16 protein-coding genes, 6 tRNA genes and 3 pseudogenes are annotated in these 20,315 nt (G+C 74.5%); 11 read left to right on the plus strand and 14 right to left on the minus strand.

All coding sequences use genetic code 11. The features are described 5' to 3' along the window. The first annotated feature begins 150 nt into the window (after positions 1–150). The gene (locus M4D82_RS06990; RefSeq protein WP_249765212.1) at positions 151–1,074 is read left to right on the plus strand and encodes a hypothetical protein; all 924 of its coding nucleotides are present in this window, start codon (positions 151–153) and stop codon (positions 1,072–1,074) included. Between the two features lie 44 nt (positions 1,075–1,118). After that, a complete protein-coding gene (locus tag M4D82_RS06995; protein WP_502989052.1) occupies positions 1,119–1,982 on the plus strand; it encodes an SCO7613 C-terminal domain-containing membrane protein in 864 nt (287 codons plus the stop codon). Positions 1,983–2,049: 67 nt separating this feature from the next. Here M4D82_RS06995 and M4D82_RS07000 read toward each other — a convergent pair. Then, positions 2,050–2,121 (minus strand) — tRNA-Val (locus tag M4D82_RS07000). Between the two features lie 57 nt (positions 2,122–2,178). Next, a complete protein-coding gene (locus M4D82_RS07005) occupies positions 2,179–2,616 on the minus strand; it encodes a TIGR02611 family protein (protein ID WP_249765213.1) in 438 nt (145 codons plus the stop codon). A gap of 178 nt (positions 2,617–2,794) precedes the next feature. On the opposite strand from M4D82_RS07005, the gene M4D82_RS07010 reads away from it, so the two are divergent. Both M4D82_RS07010 and M4D82_RS07015 read left to right on the plus strand, forming a co-directional pair. Next, positions 2,795–3,208 (plus strand): SsgA family sporulation/cell division regulator, encoded by a 414-nt coding sequence (locus M4D82_RS07010; protein ID WP_030011909.1) that lies wholly within the window; start codon positions 2,795–2,797, stop codon positions 3,206–3,208. Positions 3,209–3,417: 209 nt separating this feature from the next. Continuing rightward, a pseudogene (locus M4D82_RS07015) lies at positions 3,418–3,972 on the plus strand (CGNR zinc finger domain-containing protein); the annotation flags it as partial. A 36-nt stretch (positions 3,973–4,008) separates the two neighbouring features. Here M4D82_RS07015 and M4D82_RS07020 read toward each other — a convergent pair. Then, the gene (locus M4D82_RS07020) at positions 4,009–4,215 is read right to left on the minus strand and encodes a hypothetical protein (protein WP_249765214.1); all 207 of its coding nucleotides are present in this window, start codon (positions 4,213–4,215) and stop codon (positions 4,009–4,011) included. Between the two features lie 329 nt (positions 4,216–4,544). Continuing rightward, a complete protein-coding gene (locus tag M4D82_RS07025; RefSeq protein WP_249765215.1) occupies positions 4,545–4,982 on the minus strand; it encodes a hypothetical protein in 438 nt (145 codons plus the stop codon). 178 nt (positions 4,983–5,160) lie between these two features. On the opposite strand from M4D82_RS07025, the gene M4D82_RS07030 reads away from it, so the two are divergent. Then, the gene (locus M4D82_RS07030; RefSeq protein ID WP_249765216.1) at positions 5,161–5,655 is read left to right on the plus strand and encodes a DsbA family protein; all 495 of its coding nucleotides are present in this window, start codon (positions 5,161–5,163) and stop codon (positions 5,653–5,655) included. Between the two features lie 178 nt (positions 5,656–5,833). On the opposite strand, the gene M4D82_RS07035 is transcribed toward M4D82_RS07030, so the two are convergent. Genes M4D82_RS07035 through M4D82_RS07050 form a run of 3 tightly spaced genes read right to left on the minus strand, consistent with a single transcriptional unit; the run spans position 5,834 to position 8,608 of the window. Continuing rightward, positions 5,834–6,658: a GNAT family N-acetyltransferase gene (locus tag M4D82_RS07035; protein ID WP_249765217.1), complete on the minus strand. Its 825-nt coding sequence runs from the start codon at positions 6,656–6,658 to the stop codon at positions 5,834–5,836. A gap of 49 nt (positions 6,659–6,707) precedes the next feature. Further along, complete coding sequence (locus tag M4D82_RS07040) at positions 6,708–7,529, minus strand: aminotransferase class IV (RefSeq protein ID WP_249765218.1); 822 nt, start codon at positions 7,527–7,529, stop codon at positions 6,708–6,710. Next, entirely contained in the window at positions 7,526–8,608 is a 1,083-nt protein-coding gene (locus tag M4D82_RS07050; RefSeq protein WP_283844451.1) for a chorismate-binding protein, read from the minus strand. The genes M4D82_RS07040 and M4D82_RS07050 overlap by 4 nt, the downstream gene beginning before the upstream one ends. A gap of 180 nt (positions 8,609–8,788) precedes the next feature. Here M4D82_RS07050 and M4D82_RS07055 point away from each other — a divergent pair. From M4D82_RS07055 to M4D82_RS07075, 5 genes are all read left to right on the plus strand, one after another. Further along, positions 8,789–8,861, plus strand: a tRNA-Gly gene (locus M4D82_RS07055). A gap of 41 nt (positions 8,862–8,902) precedes the next feature. After that, positions 8,903–8,976, plus strand: a tRNA-Cys gene (locus tag M4D82_RS07060). Position 8,977: 1 nt separating this feature from the next. Further along, positions 8,978–9,049, plus strand: a tRNA-Val gene (locus M4D82_RS07065). A gap of 19 nt (positions 9,050–9,068) precedes the next feature. After that, positions 9,069–9,140 (plus strand) — tRNA-Val (locus M4D82_RS07070). A 40-nt stretch (positions 9,141–9,180) separates the two neighbouring features. Next, positions 9,181–9,255: transfer RNA gene (locus M4D82_RS07075), tRNA-Val, on the plus strand. A gap of 198 nt (positions 9,256–9,453) precedes the next feature. Here M4D82_RS07075 and M4D82_RS07080 read toward each other — a convergent pair. Continuing rightward, positions 9,454–9,639, minus strand: coding sequence for a hypothetical protein (locus tag M4D82_RS07080; protein WP_249765219.1), 186 nt, complete (start codon positions 9,637–9,639; stop codon positions 9,454–9,456). Between the two features lie 557 nt (positions 9,640–10,196). On the opposite strand from M4D82_RS07080, the pseudogene M4D82_RS07085 reads away from it, so the two are divergent. Further along, positions 10,197–11,444 (plus strand): annotated as a pseudogene (locus tag M4D82_RS07085) (serine/threonine-protein kinase); the annotation flags it as partial. On the opposite strand, the gene M4D82_RS07090 reads toward M4D82_RS07085, so the two are convergent. From M4D82_RS07090 to M4D82_RS07110, 6 genes and pseudogenes are all read right to left on the minus strand, one after another. Continuing rightward, positions 11,382–12,194, minus strand: coding sequence for a TrmH family RNA methyltransferase (locus tag M4D82_RS07090; RefSeq protein ID WP_249765220.1), 813 nt, complete (start codon positions 12,192–12,194; stop codon positions 11,382–11,384). The pseudogene M4D82_RS07085 and the gene M4D82_RS07090 overlap by 63 nt on opposite strands. 42 nt (positions 12,195–12,236) lie before the next feature. Further along, complete coding sequence (gene cobA, locus M4D82_RS07095) at positions 12,237–13,472, minus strand: uroporphyrinogen-III C-methyltransferase (protein WP_249765221.1); 1,236 nt, start codon at positions 13,470–13,472, stop codon at positions 12,237–12,239. Between the two features lie 956 nt (positions 13,473–14,428). Then, a complete protein-coding gene (gene cobT, locus M4D82_RS07100) occupies positions 14,429–16,795 on the minus strand; it encodes a nicotinate-nucleotide--dimethylbenzimidazole phosphoribosyltransferase (RefSeq protein WP_502988883.1) in 2,367 nt (788 codons plus the stop codon). After that, a complete protein-coding gene (locus M4D82_RS34560; RefSeq protein ID WP_502988884.1) occupies positions 16,792–17,757 on the minus strand; it encodes a hypothetical protein in 966 nt (321 codons plus the stop codon). The genes cobT and M4D82_RS34560 overlap by 4 nt, the downstream gene beginning before the upstream one ends. A 174-nt stretch (positions 17,758–17,931) precedes the next feature. Next, positions 17,932–19,167, minus strand: coding sequence for a precorrin-6y C5,15-methyltransferase (decarboxylating) subunit CbiE (gene cbiE / locus M4D82_RS07105; RefSeq protein WP_249765222.1), 1,236 nt, complete (start codon positions 19,165–19,167; stop codon positions 17,932–17,934). Positions 19,168–19,503: 336 nt separating this feature from the next. Then, a pseudogene (locus M4D82_RS07110) lies at positions 19,504–20,124 on the minus strand (GNAT family N-acetyltransferase); the annotation flags it as partial. Positions 20,125–20,315 lie beyond the last annotated feature (191 nt).

Below are 20,315 nucleotides of genomic sequence, written 5' to 3' on the forward strand. Positions count from 1 at the left end.
TGCGCCGGCGCCTGCGGTCCACGGCGGAGGCCGTGGCGGCGGTCGGGCTGTTGCTGACGGTGCTGGACGCCTACGCGCTGCGCGCCGTCGGCTTGCCCGAGACCGACGGCCTGGCGTACGCGGCGGGGCGAGCGCGGCGCTGGCGGCGCTGTGGGCGGCGTACGGCGCGGCCCTGGGCGGCTGCGGCTGCCGCTCGTGGCCGCCGTGCTGGTGGGGCAGCTGCCGCTGTCGCTGGCGGCGGCCGCCTCGGGTTCGGACGCGGTGGAGGGCGGCTGGGCGCTGCTGGCGACGGCCGCGCTGGACGCGGCCCTGGCGGTGGCGGTGTCCCGGCGGGCGGTACGGGTCCCCGCGTGGGCGGCGGCGGGGCTGCTGGGCGGGCGGCCCTGCTGGTGGGGCTCGGGGCCTCGGTGGCGCCGCCCTCGCGGCGGGGCCGCGCTGGGCGTGGCGGTGGCCTGGCGGGAGCCGAAGGCGTGGCGGCGGCGCTGGTGGGGCCTGGCGGCGGTGGCGGCGGTCGGGGCGGCGGCTCCGGCCGACCTGGGCCCGGGGTGGGGCGTGGCACTGCGGGTGGTGGCGGCGTCGGCGCTGCTGGTGCTCGTACGGGCGGCCGGCGTACGTGCGGCCGGCGTGCCGGAGCCGGTGCGGCGCGGGTTGCTGTGGGCCGGGGTGGGGGTGGCCGCCCTGGCGGCGGTGACGGGCCTGGCGGGGACGGCGGTGCTGCTCGTGACGCGGCTGCGGGTGCTGGGGGAGGTGTGGGCGGCGACGACCCCGGCTCCGGCCCGGGAGCTGCCGGTGGCGGCCTTGGCGGTGACCCTGCTGCTGACGGCGGGGGCCGGCTGGTGCGTGGCCCGGTCGCTGCCGGGCCGCCGGGAGCCGGTGGCCGTGGCGTCGGCGGTGGCGGTGGTGTGCGCCTGGGCGGGGCTGTTCGTGGCTCCGATGGCGGCCGTCATGCCGACGGCGGTGGTGCTCGGGGCGCAGCTCGGGGTGACGGCGGCGCTCGGGGCGCTCGCGCTGCGGACGCCGGCTCGCGCCGCCGTGGGGATCGCGGCGGGGTGTGCGCCGCGGTCGGGGCCGTGAGCGTGTCCGTGGCCGCCCTGGACGGCCGTCTGGCGACGTTCGCGGTGTTCGGGCTGCTGGGCCTCGGCGGGGCGCGGGCAGCGGCGTACGGGGCCGCCTGGAGGCCGCTGCGGGCGGCGGGGCGGTGGCGGCCGTCGGGTACGCGGCGGCGACCGTGGTGGCCCTGGGCGCACTGGTGGGACTTTCGGCGCCCTGGCGGGGCGTGGCGGTGCTGGTGGTGCCGGCCGCCGTGGTGGCGGTGGCGTCGAGGCTGGGGCGGGTGCGGGTGGCCGCCGAGGCCGCCGCTGGGGTGTCGGGGTGCTCGCCCTGCTGCTCGCGGCGGGCGACGGGCCGCTGTCGGCGCTGGTGCTCGCGCTGGGCGGGGTGCTCTGCGCGGCCGCCGCGCTGCGGCCCGAGCGGCGCGCGCTCGGCTGGGCGGCGGGGCGCTGGGCGTGGCGGCGACCTGGGTACGGCTCGGCGCGTCGGGGGTGGAGGTGCCGGAGGCGTACACCCTGGCCGTGTCGGCGCCGGCGCTGGTGGTGGGCGCGCTGCGCCGCCGCCGGGATCCGGGGACCTCGTCCTGGGCGGCGTACGGGCCGGGGCTCGGGGTGACCCTGCTGCCGAGCCTGTACGCCGTATGGGGCGACGCGCACTGGCTGCGCCCGCTGCTGCTGGGCCTCGCCGCGCTGGCCGTGACCCTGATCGGCGCGCACCGCCGGCTCCAGGCCCCACTGCTGCTGGGCGGCGCGGCCCTGGCGGCGGTGGCGGTGCACGAGCTGGCCCCGTACGTCGCGCAGGTGGTGGGCGTCCTGCCGCGCTGGCTGCCGCCGGCGCTCGCGGGGGTGCTGCTGCTGGCGGTGGGGGCGACGTACGAGAGGCGGCTGCGCGACGCCCGCCGGCTGCGGGAGGCCCTCGGCCGCATGGGGTGAGGGGCTGAGGGGCCGGGTACGACGGAGGCCCGGAGACTCTGACGAGTCTCCGGGCCTCTGCTCCGGGTGGGCGATACTGGGTTCGAACCAGTGACCCCTTCGGTGTGAACGAAGTGCTCTCCCACTGAGCTAATCGCCCGGACGCACCGCAAACATTACCGCATGTCAGCGGTGCTCCATGACCACCGCCGGCGGGCTACTGGTCCTTGAGGTTCCACGGCAGGACCAGGCCGTACTTCCACAGGTAGAAGCCGATCAACGCGGCCGCGATGGCCAGGCCCACGCTGGTCAGGATGATGTTGCGGCGGCGGACCTTGGGATCCAGCGCCTTCTGCGCGGCCTCGCTCACCTTGCGCTTCGTCCAGCGCAGGACGAGGTGGGCCCAGGCGAACTCGGTCGCCCAGATCGCCAGACCGGCGAAGATCGCCACCCAGCCCGGTCCGGGCAGGACGAGCATGGCGACGCCGGCGCCGATGACGGCCAGACCGACGATGAAGACGCCGACCTGCCAGCTGAGGTGCAGGCTGCGGTTGGCCTTGATGAAGGCAGGCGCCTTGGAGACGTGCGGCGTCTGCGCGGCGTCCGGTCCGGTGGTCGCGGACTCATGGGCTCCGTGGTCACTCCCCGTATTCATGACGAAGAATCTACCGGAGCCCTGAAGCACACGTGACTTCCGCTTTGGATCCGCCGTCCGAGGGACCCAGAGGTCCGCAAAACGGTCAGAGGGGTTTACAACGGCACCGTAGGTGGCATGTCGATTTCGCCGACGTGCGAATCCCCGAGCGCACACTGAGCGAAAGGCCCTGGCGCTTATGAACACCACGGTCAGCTGCGAGCTGCACCTGCGCCTCGTTGTGTCGAGCGAGTCCTCACTGCCTGTTCCCGCGGGCCTGCGGTATGACACGGCCGACCCCTACGCCGTGCACGCCACCTTCCACACCGGCGCCGAGGAGACGGTCGAGTGGGTATTCGCCCGTGACCTCCTCGCGGAGGGCCTCCACCGGCCCACCGGTACCGGAGACGTCCGCGTCTGGCCGTCCCGCAGTCACGGTCAGGGCGTCGTCTGCATCGCCCTGAGCTCACCGGAGGGAGAAGCACTGCTCGAAGCACCCGCCCGAGCACTGGAGTCGTTCCTCAAGCGGACGGACGCCGCGGTCCCACCCGGGACCGAGCACCGGCACTTCGACCTCGACAAGGAGCTCTCCCACATCCTGGCCGAAAGCTGAGCCAGACCCATCCCCGCTCGACACCGTCCGACTCGGGGCGACGGTGAGGCGCGGGACAACCACATACGGCAATGCGGCGCTGTTCTCACGGGAGCCACCCGTGAGGACGGCGCCGCTGCGCTTGGTTCCCCCCGGCAGGGCAGGCGCTAAAGTCGAGCATCCGGTGGCGGCGATCCGCCCCCGCAGGCCCGGCTTCCAGGGAGCGAACCGTGCAGATCCCCCACGACACCCGTCGCGCGCTCGACGTCGTCGTCGCGCTGGTGAACACGGCCGCCGAGCCGGACCAGCCCGACGGACTGTCCGACATCGGCGCGCTGCGCGGCTTCGTCCGGGAACACGCGATCAGCGACGTCGGCGAGCTCGGCGCCCGCGACCTCGCCGGCGTACGCACGGTGCGCGGCAAGTTCGCGCAGGTCTTCGCCGCGCCCACGTCGCGCGCCGCGGCCGCGCTGATCAACGAGCTGGTCGCCACGGCCGGCACCACCCCCCGGCTGACCGACCACGACGGCTACGACTGGCACGTGCACTACTTCGCGCCGGGCGCCTCGGTCGGCGATCACCTCGCGGCGGACGGCGGCATGGCGCTGGCCTTCATCGTGGTCTCCGGCGAGCAGGAACGGTTGCGCCGCTGCGAGGCCCCGGACTGCCGGCGGGCCTTCGTCGACCTGTCCCGCAACCGCTCGCGACGCTACTGCGACAGCCGCACCTGCGGGAACCGGCTGCACGTGGCCGCGTACCGGGCGCGGCGCAAGGAGGCCGACGCGCACCCGGAGGACGCCGGGCGGGCCGCGGGGCCGGGTTCAGAGCAGGTACAGGTCGTGCACGGCGGCGAGCAGCAGCAGGGTCCCGATCACCCCTAGGAAGATCATCAGGGGTGGTTGGGAGAGCGCGAAGAGACAACCGCGCGCTTCCGGGGCGACGGGGGGCTGGGCGATGGGCGTCTGGGCGAGAGGCGTCTGGGCGACGGGGGCGGGAGCCGACGGCTCACCCTGCGATGTGTCGAGCATGTCGGGGCGATGATCGCGCAGCGCGTGCCGGATCTCCCCCCAACACGCCAGATTCGACGCGGTAGTTCGCCGGCTCTCGTCAGTTCAGGTGGTTCCGCGCGCCTTCCCTTCCCGGTACGGGCCCCGGTCCGCTAGGGGGTGTCCGGCGGATCAGGGTCGGATAGACCGCGGCGTCTGGTGCGGGGGATCGCAAGGCGCCGGAGCGTCTTGATAGCGGAGCTATCGGGGCGTTTCGGCAACGCGGCGAGGCGCCGTGCCAGACGCCGCGGGCCCGGCCATGATCCGCCGGACACCCCCTAGGGGGTGTCCGGCGGATCAGGTGCGCGTCGTCAGATGCCGTGCTTCTTGAGGATGGCCTCGATGTCGGAGAAGTCGTCCGCCGGGGCGGTCGGGGTGGTCTTCGGGGTGGTGGCCGGGCGGCCGCCCAGGGAGGGGGCGGAGGCGGTGGGGGCGACGGCCTCGCGGCTCCGTCCGCCCTTGGCCGCCTTGGGCGGCTTCGGCGCCTTGCCGAGGCCCCGGCGCTCCACGGCCCGCGAGCCCGTGAAGAGCAGCCAGGCCACGCCCAGCAGGCCGAAGCCGATCCACACGGTCGGCCTGAAGACGATGCCCGACACCCACTCCACCAGGCCCGTCAGCACCAGCGCGACCGGCACCAGCGAGTAGGCGGCGATCCGCGTCGCGGCGAGGAAACGCCTGCGGTACGCGGTCACGGCGGCGATGCCCAGGCCCGCCGCGGACACCGCGGAACATATGGTCTCGGCGAGCATGCGGTCCTCCGGGGCTGGGCGACGGTCGGGCGGTCTGTCCCATCCATCGTGCACCGGTCGGGGCCGCCCCGGCCATGCCCCGGGCCGCCGTCGGAAGGATCTCCGGGAGATCTCGGGGTCGGGCCTCCTCCCCAGGTCCCGGTCGGTGCGCCGACGCGGGGGCTGGGAGACTGTCGGCATGACCGATTCCGTGATCCTCGACGTCTGGTGCGAACTCCAGTGCCCGGACTGCCACAGCGCTCTGGACGACGTACGCGCCCTGCGGGGCCGCTACGGCGACCGGCTGGACATCCGGCTGCGCCACTTCCCGCTGGAGAAGCACAAGCACGCCTTCGCGGCCGCGCAGGCCGCCGAGGAGGCGCTGGAGCAGGGCCAGGGCTGGCCGTACGTGGAGGCCGTACTGGCCAGGGCGGCCGAACTCGGCGAGCGCGGCGAGGCCGTCCTGCTGGACGTGGCCCGTGAACTCGGCCTGGACGTCGAGGAGTTCGACACCGCCCTGATCGACGGTCGGCACATCCTGATCGTGGACGCCGACCAGGCCGAGGGCAAGGCCATCGGCGTGACCGGCACGCCCACGTATGTGATCGACGGCGAGCGCCTCGACGGCGGCAAGAGCCAGGAGGGCCTGCGCGCCCGCATCGAGGCGATCGCCGACCGGCTCCTCTCCTCCTGAAGGTCCGCCTGAAGATCTAGGTCGTGTCTTGTGGATCATGCCGGGCTCCCGACGTCCGGGGCCGCGCCTCGCCGCGTTGTCGTCGGTCGCCAATGCTCCGCAGCGGCTCCCTCCTCCGCCTTGCGACGCACGGCCCCGGACGCCGCTCGCTGATCCGGCCTGATCCACAAGACACGACCTAGATCAGTTCCTTGGCGTAGTGGAAGACCGTCGGACGGTAGCCCAGCGACTCGTACAGGCGCAGCGCCGGGGTGTTGCCGGCGAAGACGTGCAGGCCGATGCGGTCGTGGCCGGCGGCGAGGGCGACCCGCTCGGCGAGGAGCATCAGGTCGCGGCCGTGGCCCCGGCCCCGCTGCTCCTCGGCGACCGCCACGTCGTAGATGTACGTGCCGCCGTCGCGCGGACCCGTCCACACGTGGCCGACGGGCACCCCGGAGACCTCCAGGACCGTGAAGCGCGTCGCGGGGGTGTCCAGGCCGCGCGGCAGCTGCGTGTGGTGGTCGGCGGCGGCCTTGGCGCGGGCGGCCTCGGGGGCCATCCCGCGGCCGATCCAGTCCTCGGCGTACGCCTCCCGGGCCCGGGGCTCCCACGCCTCGTACTCGGCCCGGGTCATCGGGCGGCCGCGGGCCTCCCCGGAGAGCGCGAGGGGCTCGCCGGGGAGCGCCTTGGCGAGGTTGCGGCCCTGCTCGACGTACCCGAGGGCGGCGGCCAGCCGCAGCCCGCCCGGCGAGCCGGCCGGTACGGAGATCCGTACGCGGCGGCAGCCCCAGCCGCGCAGCACTTCCTCGGCGGCGAGCGCGGCGACCGTGGCCCGGCCCCGGCGGCGGTCCGGCTCGTCCACGACCAGGTCGCGGATCTCCCCGACCGTCGGCCCGAAGGGCGTGTCGGAGGCGATCAGCAGCCCCCCGACGCGCCGGCTGTTGACGCGCACCTCGTACGGGCGCGAGCGCGCGCCGCCCTCGCTCTGCTGAAGCGGCCCGCCGGGCCGCAGGGTGGTGGTCATCCGTCGAGTTCTACCCGCCCGGCGGCCACCTGACCACGGGGCGGGTCGCTCACGGGTCGAGGTCGGAGCCCGCGCGCTCGTCGAAGACCCGCATCGCCTTGGCGGTGACGGGGCCGGGGGCGCCGGTCAGGGGGCGTCCGTCGACCCGGTGGACGGCCTGGACGTCGCGCAGGGTGGAGGTCAGGAAGATCTCCTCCGCCCGCTCCAGCGCCTCGAAGGGCAGGTCGGTCTCCTTGGCGCCGCTCCACTCGATGGCCAGCGCGCGGGTGATGCCCGCGAGGCAGCCGGAGTCGAGGGGCGGGGTGTGGAGTTCCCCGTCGAGGACGACGAAGACGTTGGAGCCGGTGCCCTCGCAGAGCCTGCCGAGGGTGTTGGCGAAGAGCGCCTCGGAGGCGTCGGCCCGGTGGGCGCGGTCCAGGGCGACCACGTTCTCCGCGTAGGAGGTGGTCTTCAGGCCGGTCAGCGGGGAGCGTTCGTTGCGGACCCAGGGGACGGTGATCACGGCGGTGGAGTCGGGGCGCCGGACGGTCTCGCCGACGGCGACGACCAGCGTGGGGCCCGTGTCGCCGCGGTCGGAGCCGAGGGGGGACATGCCGCCGGTGTAGGTGATCCGCAGGCGCCCGAGCGGCATCGGGTTGGCCTCCAGGACGGCGGCGCAGGCGCGGCGCACCTCGTCGAGGTCGGGGTCGGGCAGGCCGAGGCCCCGGGCGGAGCGCGTGAGCCGGTCCAGGTGGCGGGTGAGGGCGAACGCCGTGCCCTCCCGGGCCTTGAGGGTCTCGAAGACCCCGTCGCCCACCGTGAGCCCGTGGTCCAGGACCGAGACCTTCGCGTCCCGGGCGTCGCGCAGTGTTCCGTCGAGCCAGATCCTCACCGTACGGTTCCTCCACTCAGGTCGCGGGCCCCGTGCGGGCCCGGCTCACGTATACCCGACGCCAGCGCGAGGAGCCGGGAGGCCTTCAGTTCGGTCTCCGCCCACTCCCGCTCGGGGTCGGAGCCCCAGGTGATCCCGGCGCCGGTGCCGAAGCACAACCGGGGGCCGCCGGGGGCCTCGCGGTCGATCCAGAACGTCCGGATCCCGACGGCGAGCGCGGCGGTGCCCCGGTCGGCGTCGACCCAGCCGACGCCTCCGCAGTAGGGGCCGCGCGGGGAGGTCTCCAGCTCCTCGATGATCCGCAGGGCGGAGGACTTGGGGGCGCCGGTGACGGAGCCGGGCGGGAAGGTGGCGGCCAGCAGCTCCGGCCAGCCCGCGCCGTCGGCCAGCTCGCCGCTGACGGTGGAGACGAGGTGGACGAGTCCCGGGTGCTCCTCCACGGCGCACAGCTCGGGGACGGCGACGGAGCCGGTGGCGCAGACGCGGCCGAGGTCGTTGCGGACGAGGTCCACGATCATCACGTTCTCGGCGTGGTCCTTGGGCAGGAGGTCGGCCACGGTGCGGCCGGTGCCCTTGATGGGCCCGGACTCGATGTGACGGCCGTCGCGGCTCAGGAACAGCTCGGGGGAGGCGGTGGCGATCTCGACGCCGTGGGCGGGCAGCCGAATCGTTCCTGCGTAGGGGGCCGGGTTGCCGCGCGCGAGCAGCGCCGTCAGGGCGTCGACGTCGGCGGCGGCCGGGTCGGGCAGGGGCGCGGACACCACCCGGCAGAGATTGGCCTGATAGACCTCGCCGGCCGCGATGTACGCGCGGATGCGGCGTACGCCCTCGACGTAGGCGGCGCGGTCGAGCGAGGAGGACCACTGGTGGGGGGCCGGTCCGCGCCAGGCTCCGGGGACGGGTGCCGGGACGGGGTCGGGGCGTATGTCCCCGAAGCGCGCGCAGACCAGCCGGCCTTCGAAGTCTGCGCTCACCGCCCAGAACCCGGTGGAGTCGAGGGCGGAGGGGTCGCTGGTGACATCTCGGAGGTCGGTCGCGAGAAGGCCGCCGAAGCGGGCGAGGGGAGGCAGGTCGTGCACGGCTGCGAGTCTATGACCGGTGGCGGGATACCGCCGATGAGGTGACGATCGGGTGACCGCCGGTGATCGGGCGGCAGCACGCTGCGGAAACGCGTTTTTGAGCTGGCCCGGGAATCCGCTAGAGTTCAACACGTCGCCAGGGAGCGAAGGGGAAAACCCCGGAGCGAACACGGTGACACTGCGGACGTAGCTCAGTTGGTAGAGCACCACCTTGCCAAGGTGGATGTCGCGAGTTCGAGTCTCGTCGTCCGCTCGAAGTGGGGGGTTTCTTCCCGAGAACCCCCGCAGCTCCATGGTGGAGTGGCCGAGAGGCGAGGCAACGGCCTGCAAAGCCGTCTACACGGGTTCAAATCCCGTCTCCACCTCCAAGGACGATTAGCTCAGCGGGAGAGCACTTCCCTGACACGGAAGGGGTCACTGGTTCAATCCCAGTATCGTCCACTGATCCGCAAGGATCCCCGCGCGATTAGCTCAGCGGGAGAGCGCTTCCCTGACACGGAAGAGGTCACTGGTTCAATCCCAGTATCGCGCACGCAGTACCATCTTGACCTGCGGCTTCGCACCGCAGTCCCGCGCGATTAGCTCAGCGGGAGAGCGCTTCCCTGACACGGAAGAGGTCACTGGTTCAATCCCAGTATCGCGCACCACCTCCGGAAGCCCCGGCCGTCTCGACGGCCGGGGCTTCCGCGTTGTCCAGACGTACGAAAAAGGGTGGTGCCCGTCCGGCTCCCCAGCCGGACGGGCACCACCCTTCACCTGCCGTCCGTCCGCCACTCCCCCGTCCCCACGGGGTGTGGCAGGCCGATGTCCCGACCCGGGCCGCTCTCCCGGGCCCGGGGCGCCGCTCAGCGCCCCAGCATCACGCCTACGGACGACGCCTGCGCCGCCACCTGCTCGAAGCCTCCGAAGAGGAAGAGCAGCAGGGCGGCCAGGGGGAGCACCATGGCCGCGGCCACCAGCGGGTGGCGCTTGCCGGACTCATGGCCGTTGAACGCGAATGCCTTGCGTCCGTGCCGTGCGATGTCCGCCATGGTCCTCTCCCTGTCGTTTGGCAGCGGCGGGCTTGTGACCTCGGGGGACGAGTGCGCCACCCGCCGCTTGTCTTCAACACTAGGCCGCCGGGGGGCCGTCGGCCTCATGCCCTCGTACCCATTGGCGGGCCTACGGGAGGATGAGGAACCCACCCCCCGAGTACTCCCCTGGGTGGAGATCCCTCCCCCTTGATGGGGGTCTTCCCGGAGGGGATGACCGGAGGGTAGTGACTTCGCTCACTTCCGTCACTCCCCGCACACGCGTGTCCTCTACCGGCGTTGACGGGAACGACCGGCCCGCCGGGGCGTCGACGCACGCCGCGGGGATCGCGCGCCGGGGCGTGCGCGGGGTCCTTCGAGGGGTCAATCACCTTGGCCCGAGGGCCGTTTGGGCGAGCACGGGGGCGGGCCGCGCGAACCGTGCCGTAGGGGGCGAAACCCCCAAGTGGCGTGCCCCGCACTGACAATCGAATCCCGGGACGAGGGCGCGGCCTCTGAGCGCACGTGCCGGATGGTCCGTAAGCTGTGCCAGGTCAGCAGGACGACCGGCCAGCGGGGTGGACATGGCGATGATGCGGCTCCGGCGCGAGGACCCGCGTGTCGTCGGCTCGTTCAGGCTGCACCGGCGGCTCGGCGCCGGCGGTATGGGCGTGGTGTACCTGGGCTCCGACCGGCGCGGTCAGCGCGTGGCGCTCAAGGTGATCCGGCCGGACCTGGCGGAGGATCAGGAGTTCCGGTCCCGCTTCGCGCGCGAGGTGTCCGCCGCCCGGCGGATCCGCGGGGGTTGCACCGCGCGGCTCGTCGCCGCCGATCTGGACGCCGAGCGTCCGTGGTTCGCGACCCAGTACGTGCCCGGCCCGTCGCTGCACGACAAGGTGGCCGAGGAAGGCCCCCTGACGGCCGCGCAGATCGCCGCCGTCGGGGCGGCGCTCGCCGAGGGGCTGGTCGCCGTACACGAGGCGGGGGTGGTCCACCGGGACCTCAAGCCCTCGAACATCCTGCTCTCCCCCAAGGGCCCCCGGATCATCGACTTCGGCATCGCCTGGGCCACGGGGGCGAGCACGCTCACCCATGTGGGTACGGCCGTGGGCTCCCCCGGCTTCCTCGCGCCCGAGCAGGTGCGCGGGGCCGCCGTCACGCCGGCGACGGACGTGTTCGCGCTGGGGGCCACCCTCGCCTACGCGGCCACCGCCGACTCGCCCTTCGGGCACGGTAGTTCCGAGGTGATGCTGTACCGCGTCGTCCACGAGGAACCGCACCTCGTCGGGGTGCCGGACGCCCTCGCGCCGCTGGTGCGGGCCTGCCTGGAGAAGGACCCCGAGGAGCGGCCGAGCACGCTCCAGCTGTCCATGCGGCTCAAGGAGATCGCCGCCCGCGAGGCGCAGGGGCTGGGCGACGGACGGCCGCCGGCGCAGCGGGCGCGGACGGAGCGGGTGCCCGAGCGGGCCGACGCGTACGCCGACCAGCGCACGGAGCGTCGTAGGCCGTCGGGCGCCACGCCGACGCCGCGGGCGCAGGCCACCCCAGCGGCCCCCACGCGCGGCCGTCCGCCGCCGGCCGCAACCCCGGGTCCACGGCGGGCCGTACGGGCGGCCGGCAGGCGCCGCGGACGACCGGGGCGGGGCGTCGCCCGTCCCGGCCGGACCCGAAGCTGATGCGCCAGCGGCTGATCGTGTTCGTGGTGGTCACGCTGCTGGTGGCGCTGGGCATCGCGCTGGCGCAGCGGCTGTAGGGACGCCGGTTCAGCCCCGGCTGCCGGCGACCGCGTAGAAGGCGACGGCCGCGGCGGCGCCGACGTTCAGGGAGTCCACGCCGTGGGCCATGGGGATGCGGACCCACTCGTCGGCGGCGACCAGGGCCTGGGTGGAGAGGCCGTCGCCCTCCGCGCCGAGCATGAGCGCGACGCGCTCCAGGCTCCGGGGGGCCGCCACGTCGATCGGGGAGGCCTTCTCGTGCGGGGTGAGGGCGAGGAGCTTGAAGCCCGCCTCCCGGACCGAGTCGAGGCTCTTGGGCCAGGCGTCGAGGCGGGCGTAGGGCACGGAGAACACCGCGCCCATGGAGACCTTCACCGACCGGCGGTAGAGCGGATCGGCGCAGTCCGGCGACAGCAGGACCGCGTCCATGCCGAGGGCGGCGGCGCTCCGGAAAATGGCCCCGATGTTGGTGTGGTCGTTCACCGCCTCCATGACGGCCACGCGGCGGGCCGAGGCGAGCAGCTCCTGCGCCGTGGGCAGCGGCTTGCGCTGCATCGAGGCGAGGGCGCCGCGGTGGACGTGGTAGCCGGTGACGCGCTCGGCGAGCTCGGGGCTGACGGCGTAGACCGGGGCCGGGAGCTCGTCGATGACGTCGCGCATGACGTCGACCCACTTGGCGGAGAGCAGCATCGACCGCATCTCGTACCCGGCGTCCTTGGCCCGTCTGATGACCTTCTCGCCCTCGGCGATGAAGAGGCCTTCGGCGGGTTCGCGGCGGCGCCGCAGCTCGACGTCGGTCAGGCCGGTGTAGTCGCGCAGGCGCGGGTCGTCGGGGTCCTCGACGGTGATGAGATCAGCCACAGGGTGATACTGCCTTGTCCGGGGTGCGGTGCCAACGGCCTGTCAGGCGCCGGCGGTGGGAAGAGCGTCGGGGGAGTTCACGCGCACGACGTCGCCGATCACGATGACGGCGGGCGGGCGCACCTCCTCGGCGCGAACGGTCTCGCCGACGGTCGCCAGGGTGGCGTCCACGCGCCGCTGGGTGGCGGTGGTGCCTTCCTGGATCACGGCGACGGGGGTGTCGGCGGAGCGGCCGTGCCGGACCAGGGCCTCGGCGATCAGGCCGATCTTGTCGACGCCCATCAGGACGACCAGGGTTCCGGTGAGCTTGGCGAGGGACGCCCAGTCCACGAGGGAGCGCGGGTCGTCGGGGCCGACGTGGCCGCTGACGACGGTGAACTCGTGCGCCACGCCGCGGTGGGTGACGGGGATGCCGACGGCACTGGGCACCGAGATGGAACTGGAGATGCCGGGGACGACCGTGCAGGGGATGCCGTGCTCGGCGAGCGCCTGGAGCTCCTCCATGCCCCGGCCGAAGACGTACGGGTCGCCGCCCTTGAGGCGGACGACGGCCTTGCCGGCCTTGGCGTGCTCGATCAGGGCGTTGTTGATGGCCTCCTGGGCCATGAAACGGCCGTACGGGATCTTCGCCGCGTCGATGACCTCGACGTGCGGCGGGAGTTCGTCCAGGAGGTCGCGCGGGCCGAGCCGGTCGGCGATGACCACGTCCGCCTCGGCGAGCAGGCGCCGGCCGCGCACGGTGATCAGGTCCGGGTCGCCGGGACCGCCGCCGACGAGTGCGACGCCGGGGGTGTGCGGGCGGGCGGCGGTGAGGGACCCGTCGCGCAGCCCGTCGACGACGGCGTCGCGTACGGCGGCGGAGCGGCGCGGGTCGTTGCCGCTCAGCACGGCCACGGTGACCCCCTCCACCCGCCCGGTGGCGGGGGTCCAGGCGGTGGCCGCCTCGGCGTCGTCGGCGCGCACGCACCAGACGCGGCGGCTCTCGGCCTCGGCGGAGGCCGCGTCGTTGGCGGCCCGGTCGCGGGTCGCGATCAGCGCGTACCAGGCACCGTCCAGGTCGCCGTCCCGGTAGTGGCGGCGCTCCCAGCGGATCTCGCCGGTCTCGGCCATGGCCTCCACGGAGGGGGTCGCGGAGGGGGAGATCAGCAGGACGTCGGCGCCGGCCGCGACGAGGGCGGGGAGGCGGCGCTGGGCGACCTGACCGCCGCCGATGACGACGACGCGGCGGCCGGCGAGACGGAGTCCTACGGGGTAGGCGGGGTGTGCCGGGTTGGCCATGGCGGTTGCGGCTCCTGATGCGGCGGAAGTGGTCGGCGGGGCCGCTGCTGCGCTGGAGCGGCGTGGCGGGCACACGGTGCGGGGCGCCCGCCCGGGGACCACGATACGACGCATAGGCGCTGGTGGTACGTGCGGGGCAAAGTTCCGGCGAGTGGCTCGGCGGCGCGGGTGGGCGGTGTCGTGGCGGGGCGGTCTCACGGCGGCCTTGGGGGTTTCCCGTCAGTCCCATCGTCCTTCCGGTTCGTGCCGGCCTGTCAAGGGCGCTCACTGCGTTCGCGTCGCTACGCGATGGCCTTCGGCCACCCTTGACAGCCCGCCCCGCCCCGGAAAGACAAGGACTGCCGGGAACCCCCCAAAAGAACGGCACGGGGCGGACATACCAGGACCGGCCCCGTCAGCGATGAGCGAGGGGTCGGGCGCACGGCCCAGCGGGCATTCGGGCACCTCAAAGCCCCTTTCGCAACCGGGCGGCCGGCCTAACCTCCCGCCCGGACGACGAAATCGCCCTCCGGCGCACCCAAGCGCCCCAGATCGCTACGTGCACCTCATATCTCGGCAGCCGGCGGCCGTCTGGGGTCGATACCCGCACGAGAAGACGATGAGAATGCTCCGACGAGCGCCCAGCCCGTCAGACCGCGTTTTGGAGCAGGGATCGGCCCAAGACGGTAGTCAGACGCTGAGATGCGAGGAGCGCGTAGCGATCCGGTGTGCCTGGTGCACGCCAGGACAATTTCGTCGTCCTGGGGGGAGGTATGCCGACCGCCCGGTCCCGAAAGGGACTGTGAGCGGGCCCGGCAGATCGCCCCGCCACGACCCCGCCCACCGGCCCCCCGACCCGCGCCCGGGAGGCGGGTGGGCAACCACCGGCCCGCCCTGGGGGGGCGAGGGGGAGACAGCGGGCCCGCGCTGCGAGGGGGCGCGACGGCGCCGCCTGCCAGCGGAGGCCCCGGCCGCCGCTACTTCTCCGTTACGCCCGCCGAGTCGAAGGTGGCTACCTCGTGCATCGCGCGGGCCGCGCTCTGGACCAGGGGGAGGGCCAGGAGGGCGCCGGTGCCTTCGCCGAGGCGGAGGTCCAAGTCGACCAGGGGGCGCAGGCCGAGCTTGTTCAGGGCGGCGACGTGTCCCGGTTCCGCGCTGCGGTGGCCCGCGATGCACGCCGAGAGGGACTCCGGGGCGATGGCGCGGGCCACCAGGGCGGCGGCGCCGGCGCTCACGCCGTCGAGGATGACCGGCGTCCGCAGGGACGCTCCGCCGAGCAGGAGGCCGACGATCGCCGCGTGTTCCAGGCCGCCGATCGCGGCGAGGACGCCGATCGGGTCCGCCGGGTCGGGCTGGTGGAGCTCCAGGGCGCGGCGTACGACGTCCACCTTGCGGGCGTGCGTCTCGTCGTTGATGCCGGTGCCCCGGCCCGTGACCTCCGCCGGGTCGACTCCGGTGAAGACGGAGATGAGGGCGGCGGACACGGTGGTGTTCGCGATGCCCATCTCGCCGGTCAGGAGCGCCTTGTTGCCGGCCGCCACGAGGTCGCGGGCGGTCTCGATGCCCACCTCGATGGCCGCGATGGCCTCCTCGCGGGTCATGGCGGGGCCGGTGGAGAGGTCGGCCGTACCCGGCCGCACCTTGCGCGGGAGCAGGCCGGGGGTGGCGGGGAGGTCGCCGGCCACGCCGACGTCGATGACGCAGACCTCGGCGCCGACCTGGTTCGCGAAGGCGTTGCACACGGCGCCGCCGCCGAGGAAGTTGGCCACCATCTGCGTGGTGACCTCCTGGGGCCACGGCGTGACGCCCTGCGCGTGCACCCCGTGGTCACCGGCGAAGATCGCGACGGCGGCCGGCTCGGGGATCGGCGGCGGGCAGACCCGGGAGAGCCCGGCGAGCTGCGCGGAGATGATCTCCAGCATGCCCAGGGCCCCGGCGGGCTTCGTCATGCGCTTCTGCCGCTCCCACGCCTCGCCGAGCGCCTTCGCGTCGAGCGGGCGGATGCCGGCGACGGTCTCGGAGAGCAGGTCGTGCGGCTCCTCGCCGGGCAGCGCGCGGCGCCCGTACGTCTCCTCGTGGACGACCCAGGCCAGCGGGCGGCGCTGGGACCAGCCGGCCTGCGCCAGCTCCGGCTCTTCCGGGAACTCGTCCACGTAGCCGACGCAGAGGTACGCGACGACCTCCAGGTGCTCCGGGAGGCCCAGCTCGCGGACCATCTCGCGCTCGTCGAAGAAGCTGACCCAGCCGACGCCGAGGCCTTCGGCGCGGGCGGCGAGCCAGAGGTTCTCGACGGCGAGGGCGGAGGAGTACGGGGCCATCTGCGGCTGGGTGTGCCGGCCGAGGGTGTGCCGGCCGCCGCGCGTGGGGTCGGCGGTGACGACGATGTTCACCGGGGTGTCGAGGATGGCCTCGATCTTCAGTTCCTTGAACTGCTTGGCGCGGCCCTTGGGCAGCGACTTGGCGTAGGCCTCGCGCTGGCGCTGGGCGAGTTCGTGCATCGTGCGGCGGGTCTCGGCCGAGCGGATGACGACGAAGTCCCAGGGCTGGGAGTGGCCGACGCTGGGGGCGTGGTGCGCGGCCTCCAGGACGCGGAGCAGCACCTCGTGCGGGATGGGGTCGGTGCGGAAGCCGTTGCGGATGTCGCGGCGCTCGCGCATGACGCGCAGGACGGCCTCGCGCTCGGCGTCGTCGTAGCCGGGGGCGGGCTCCCCCGGGGAGACCGTCTCGGCGGCCTCTTCGGGCGCTTCCGCGACGGGTGCCTCGACGACGGCGTCGTCGGCGTCGGCCTCTTCGAGGACCTCGGCGGGGACGGGTGCCTCCTGGGCGGTGTCCTCGACGGACTCCTCGGGCGCCACGGCTTCGGTCGCGACGGCCTCGACCGGCTCGGCCTCCGGCGCGGCGGCGGGCTCCTCGGCGGGCTGCACCACCGTTTCCGCGGGCTCGGGCTCGGGCGCGGCCGCGGTCTCCGGCGCCGGGACGGCCACGGGCTCGGCGGCTTCGACCGGCGCCGCCTCGGGCTCGGGCTGTGGCTCGGGCTGCGCCGCCACCACGGGCTCCGGCTCCGGCGCGGCCTCGGCCGCCACGGGCTCGGCGGGCGCCGGCTCCACCGGCCACGGCGCGCCGAGCTGCGGGGCCGGGGTGGCCACGGGGGTCTCGGGCTGCGGGAAGTCCAGGTACTCGGGACCGGGCGTCACCGGTCCGGGCTGCTCCGCCTGCACGGGCGCGGGCTCCGGCAGCGGCGCGACGGGCGACTCGGGCGCCTCGGGTACATCAGCGACGGCGGCGGGCGCCTGCTCCGGCGCGGCTTCCGCTGCGGCCTCCGGCTCCGGCTCGGTGCCCGTCACGGAAGCAGGAGCGGGAGCGGCAGCCGGGGCAGCAGCCGGAACCGGGGCCTCGGCCGCGCCGGGCACCGCCACCGGCTCGGCGGCGGCGCCTGAGCCGGAACCGGCTCCTCGGCCGGCGCCTGGACCGGAACCGGAGCCGGAGCCGGAGCCGGGGTCTCGGCCGAGGCGGGCACCGCCACCGGCTCCGCCGCCGGCGCCTGAGCCGGAACCGGAACCGGCGCCGCGGCGGGGCCGGGACCATGGCCGGAGCCTGGGCCGGGGCGGGCGCCGGAGCGGCGGCGGGCGCGGCGGCCGGGCCCCGGTCCGCGAGGGACCGTACGACTCCCGGTGGCGTCCGGCACGGGCGGGCCCATGTGCAGCGGCCTGCGGGACGGGGCCTGCGGCGCGACGGGCGTCACGGGCACGGCCGGCGGCGGGACCACGAGTCCGCCGAGGTCGAGCGCGCCGGAGTCACGGCCGCCGGTCTCGTGGGCCCCGGCGCTGTAGGCCGCGGGGTCGAACGCCTCGGCGGCGGGGGGCTGCTGCCCGGCGTAGGGTGCCTCGGGGAAGCCGGGCGCGGGCTGCTGCGGCGCCATCGGGTAGCCGGGGTCGGGGAAGGCGAGGTGTCCGGTGTCGGAGTATCCGGCCTGCGGCTGCCCGCCCTGGCCGTAGCCGGCCTCCGGGTAGCCGGCCTCCGGATAATTGGCCTCCGGGTAACCGCCCTCCGCCGCGAAGTCGGTCGGGAAGGCGGGGACCGGCGGGACGACCTGCGGGTCGCTCCAGGAGCCCTGCCCGCTCGGCATCAGCAGGAGTTCCTCGTCCTCCGCCTCGGCCGGGTCGTCGACGAGGTCCTGGAAGGCGTAGCCGGCCGGTGCCTGCGGCAGCGGCGGGAGGGGCGGCAGCGGCGCGGGAGTGCCGTGCTGGTCCACCATGCCCGTGTTGTCCGGGTGACCCTCGCCCGGGACCTGGCCGGTGTCAGTCATGCGTACCCCTCGCCCATCGGTGTTGCCTCTTCGATCGCGCAACAACTCCTGAGCATTGTCGCGCTCGTCGGCCGCCGTGTCGGCCATAAACCGGCACGGTCCCCTGTGGACTGCGCCACGTCGCGCGTCCGCCAGGGCAGTACGACGATCGGCCAGCCTACCCCGGGCTCCGCGTCAGCGGTTCACGGGGCGTTCGGCCGCCAGCAGGAACACCACGGAACGGTCCTGTTCGACCCAGGTTCGGGTGTCGAGGCCGACCGATTGCAGGAGCGCGCATTCGACCGTGTACCCGTGTTCGGTGAGGGTGCGTCCGATGGCTTCGGCCTCGTCGCGGGTGGAGGCGTGGCTGACGATCCGTTCGGGACGGCGGTCGGCGACGGCCGCGACGACGGGGGCGCCGCCGCCGCCGACGCGCACGACGTCGGGTTCGGGCAGGTTCTCCAGGACGTGCGGGGCCCGGCCGGCGACGACCTGGATCTGTACACCGCGCGTTCGGGCGGCGGCCGTTACGCGTTCACAGGCGCGGGGGTCGGAGTCGACGGCGATGACGGCGGCGCCGAAGGCGGCGGCGTCCACCGCGAGGGCTCCGGAGCCGGCGCCGATGTCCCAGACGAGGTCGCCGGGACGCGGGCCGAGCCGGGCGAGTTGGGCGGCGCGCAGCTGTGCGGACTCCCCTTCCCCGGCCGGTGCGAAGTCCCCGTTCGCCGCGGCGGCCGCGCTCCGCGCGCGGGCCCAGCCGCGGTCGGTGGCCTGGCCGGGGCTCTGGCCGAGGCGCCAGACCGGTTCGGCGGTGGTGGCGACCTGTCCGGCGCCGCCGATGACGATGACCACGTTGGGGTCGCGCCAGCTGTGGTCGGCGGCCTTGTCGGAGGTGAGGACGGTGACGCGTTCGCGGTCGGTGCCGAGTTCCTCGCAGATGACGAACGTACGGTGCACCCCGTCGAGGAGCAGGGCCAGTTCGGCGGGGCCGGCGCCGGGGGCGGTGAGGACGGCGACCTTGGCGTGGGCGCGGCAGACGTTGACGGCGCGGCGCAGGGTCCGGGGGTGGGCGACGACGACCTGGGCGTCGTCCCAGGGCATCCCGGCGCGCGCGAAGGCGGCGGCGACGGAGGAGACGGCGGGCACGACCTCCACTTCGAGGCCGTGCTCGGGGGCGCGCAGGATCCGGACGATGCCGAAGAATCCGGGGTCGCCGTCGGCGAGGACCACGGCGGTGCCGCGGTGGCCGGCGATCCGGCGGGCGGCGAGGCCGAGGCTGCCGAGCCGGACGCGTTCGGCGCCGGGCGGGATCTCGGGGAGCGCAAGGTGGTGGGCGGCGCCGGCCACGAGGGTGGCGGCGGAGAGCGCGGACCGGGCGGCCGCGGTCAGCGGAGAGCCGTCCCAGCCGATCACCGTGACCCGGTCGGCCATCGTCGTCAGTCTCCTGGGGTGGGGGCAGGCGAAGTTTCGTCGGGAGGGTCGGACACGTCGGGCAACACGTCGCACACGTCAGGCACGTCAGGCACTCCGTCCGGCATGTCCGGCACGTCGGGCACGCACGTCGGCCGCATCACGCACGACAGGCACGGTGAGACTACCTGGTCAGCCTCGGTTGCGGTCGGCGCCGACGGTGTGGCCGGCCGCGTCGGCCCGCTGCCCGAAGGGGGGTCGGGCGTCGTGGTCCGGGCGGATCGGGCGGGGTGGGTGGGGGGCGTGCCCGGCACGGTCCCGGGGGTCTCGGTAGTCACCGTAGTCCCGGTAGTCGCGGTACTCGTCGTAGGCGTCGTAGTCGCCGAAGGCGTCGGTGTCGTCGAGGTCCTCGGGCAGGAGGCTCCAGACGATGACGTCGGTACGGGTCTGCGTCCAGTCGCCGTCGGCCGCCTGGACGCGCACTATCCAGGCGTTGCGCAGGACGCCCTCGCTGATGCAGCCGATCTTCTGGGCGACCTGCTGGGCGGCGGTGTTGTCGGCGGCCGTGCGCAGTTCGAGGCGTTCGAAGCGCTGGTCGCGGAAGAGCCACTGGGCGACGGCGAGCACGGCCTCGCTCGCGTAGCCCTCGCCGCGGGCCCAGGGGGCGGTGACGTACCAGGCGTCGGCGGTGCGGGTGCGCCAGTCGGTGTGGCGCAGGTGGACGATGCCGACGAGGCGGTGGGTGAGGAACTCGGTCACCGCGAAGACGATCCCTCGGCCCTCGGTGCGCTCCGCGTGGGAGAGCCGGGTGGCCCAGGCGTGGGCGTCGTCGTGGGTGTAGGGGTGCGGGACGGTGGTCCAGGCGGTGATGTGCTCGTCGTTCATCATCTCGGCGAGCGCGGTGACGTCCTCTTCCTCGAACGGGCGCAGCACCAGCCGGTCCGTGCTGATGGTGACGTCCGGGAAGGTGGTAGTCATGCGCAGCTCCATGCCTGAGACCGTGGTGCGACCGGGGGTACGGGACCGTGTGTGCGGGTCGTAGGCCACAGCATGCAGCATCGGCCCGGGGATGTGCAGGGCCGGGCCGCCCGTGAGCGGGCAGAGCGCGGCCCCGCGCGCCCGGATGGGTGCGCGGGGCCTGCGATCCGGCGTTCTACCAGGCGGTTTCC

It is taken from the genome of Streptomyces sp. RerS4 (assembly GCF_023515955.1).
Classification (GTDB): domain Bacteria; phylum Actinomycetota; class Actinomycetes; order Streptomycetales; family Streptomycetaceae; genus Streptomyces.

What these genes read in the sequence shown, in the direction of transcription:
- M4D82_RS07005 (WP_249765213.1), bottom strand. Translation starts at nt 2,616, where the DNA reads ATGAATACGGGGAGTGACCACGGAGCCCATGAGTCCGCGACCACCGGA.
- M4D82_RS07010 (WP_030011909.1), top strand. Translation starts at nt 2,795, where the DNA reads ATGAACACCACGGTCAGCTGCGAGCTGCACCTGCGCCTCGTTGTGTCG.
- M4D82_RS07020 (WP_249765214.1), bottom strand. Translation starts at nt 4,215, where the DNA reads ATGCTCGACACATCGCAGGGTGAGCCGTCGGCTCCCGCCCCCGTCGCC.
- M4D82_RS07025 (WP_249765215.1), bottom strand. Translation starts at nt 4,982, where the DNA reads ATGCTCGCCGAGACCATATGTTCCGCGGTGTCCGCGGCGGGCCTGGGC.
- M4D82_RS07030 (WP_249765216.1), top strand. Translation starts at nt 5,161, where the DNA reads ATGACCGATTCCGTGATCCTCGACGTCTGGTGCGAACTCCAGTGCCCG.
- M4D82_RS07035 (WP_249765217.1), bottom strand. Translation starts at nt 6,658, where the DNA reads ATGACCACCACCCTGCGGCCCGGCGGGCCGCTTCAGCAGAGCGAGGGC.
- M4D82_RS07080 (WP_249765219.1), bottom strand. Translation starts at nt 9,639, where the DNA reads ATGGCGGACATCGCACGGCACGGACGCAAGGCATTCGCGTTCAACGGC.
- cobA (WP_249765221.1), bottom strand. Translation starts at nt 13,472, where the DNA reads ATGGCCAACCCGGCACACCCCGCCTACCCCGTAGGACTCCGTCTCGCC.
- M4D82_RS34560 (WP_502988884.1), bottom strand. Translation starts at nt 17,757, where the DNA reads ATGACTGACACCGGCCAGGTCCCGGGCGAGGGTCACCCGGACAACACG.
- cbiE (WP_249765222.1), bottom strand. Translation starts at nt 19,167, where the DNA reads ATGGCCGACCGGGTCACGGTGATCGGCTGGGACGGCTCTCCGCTGACC.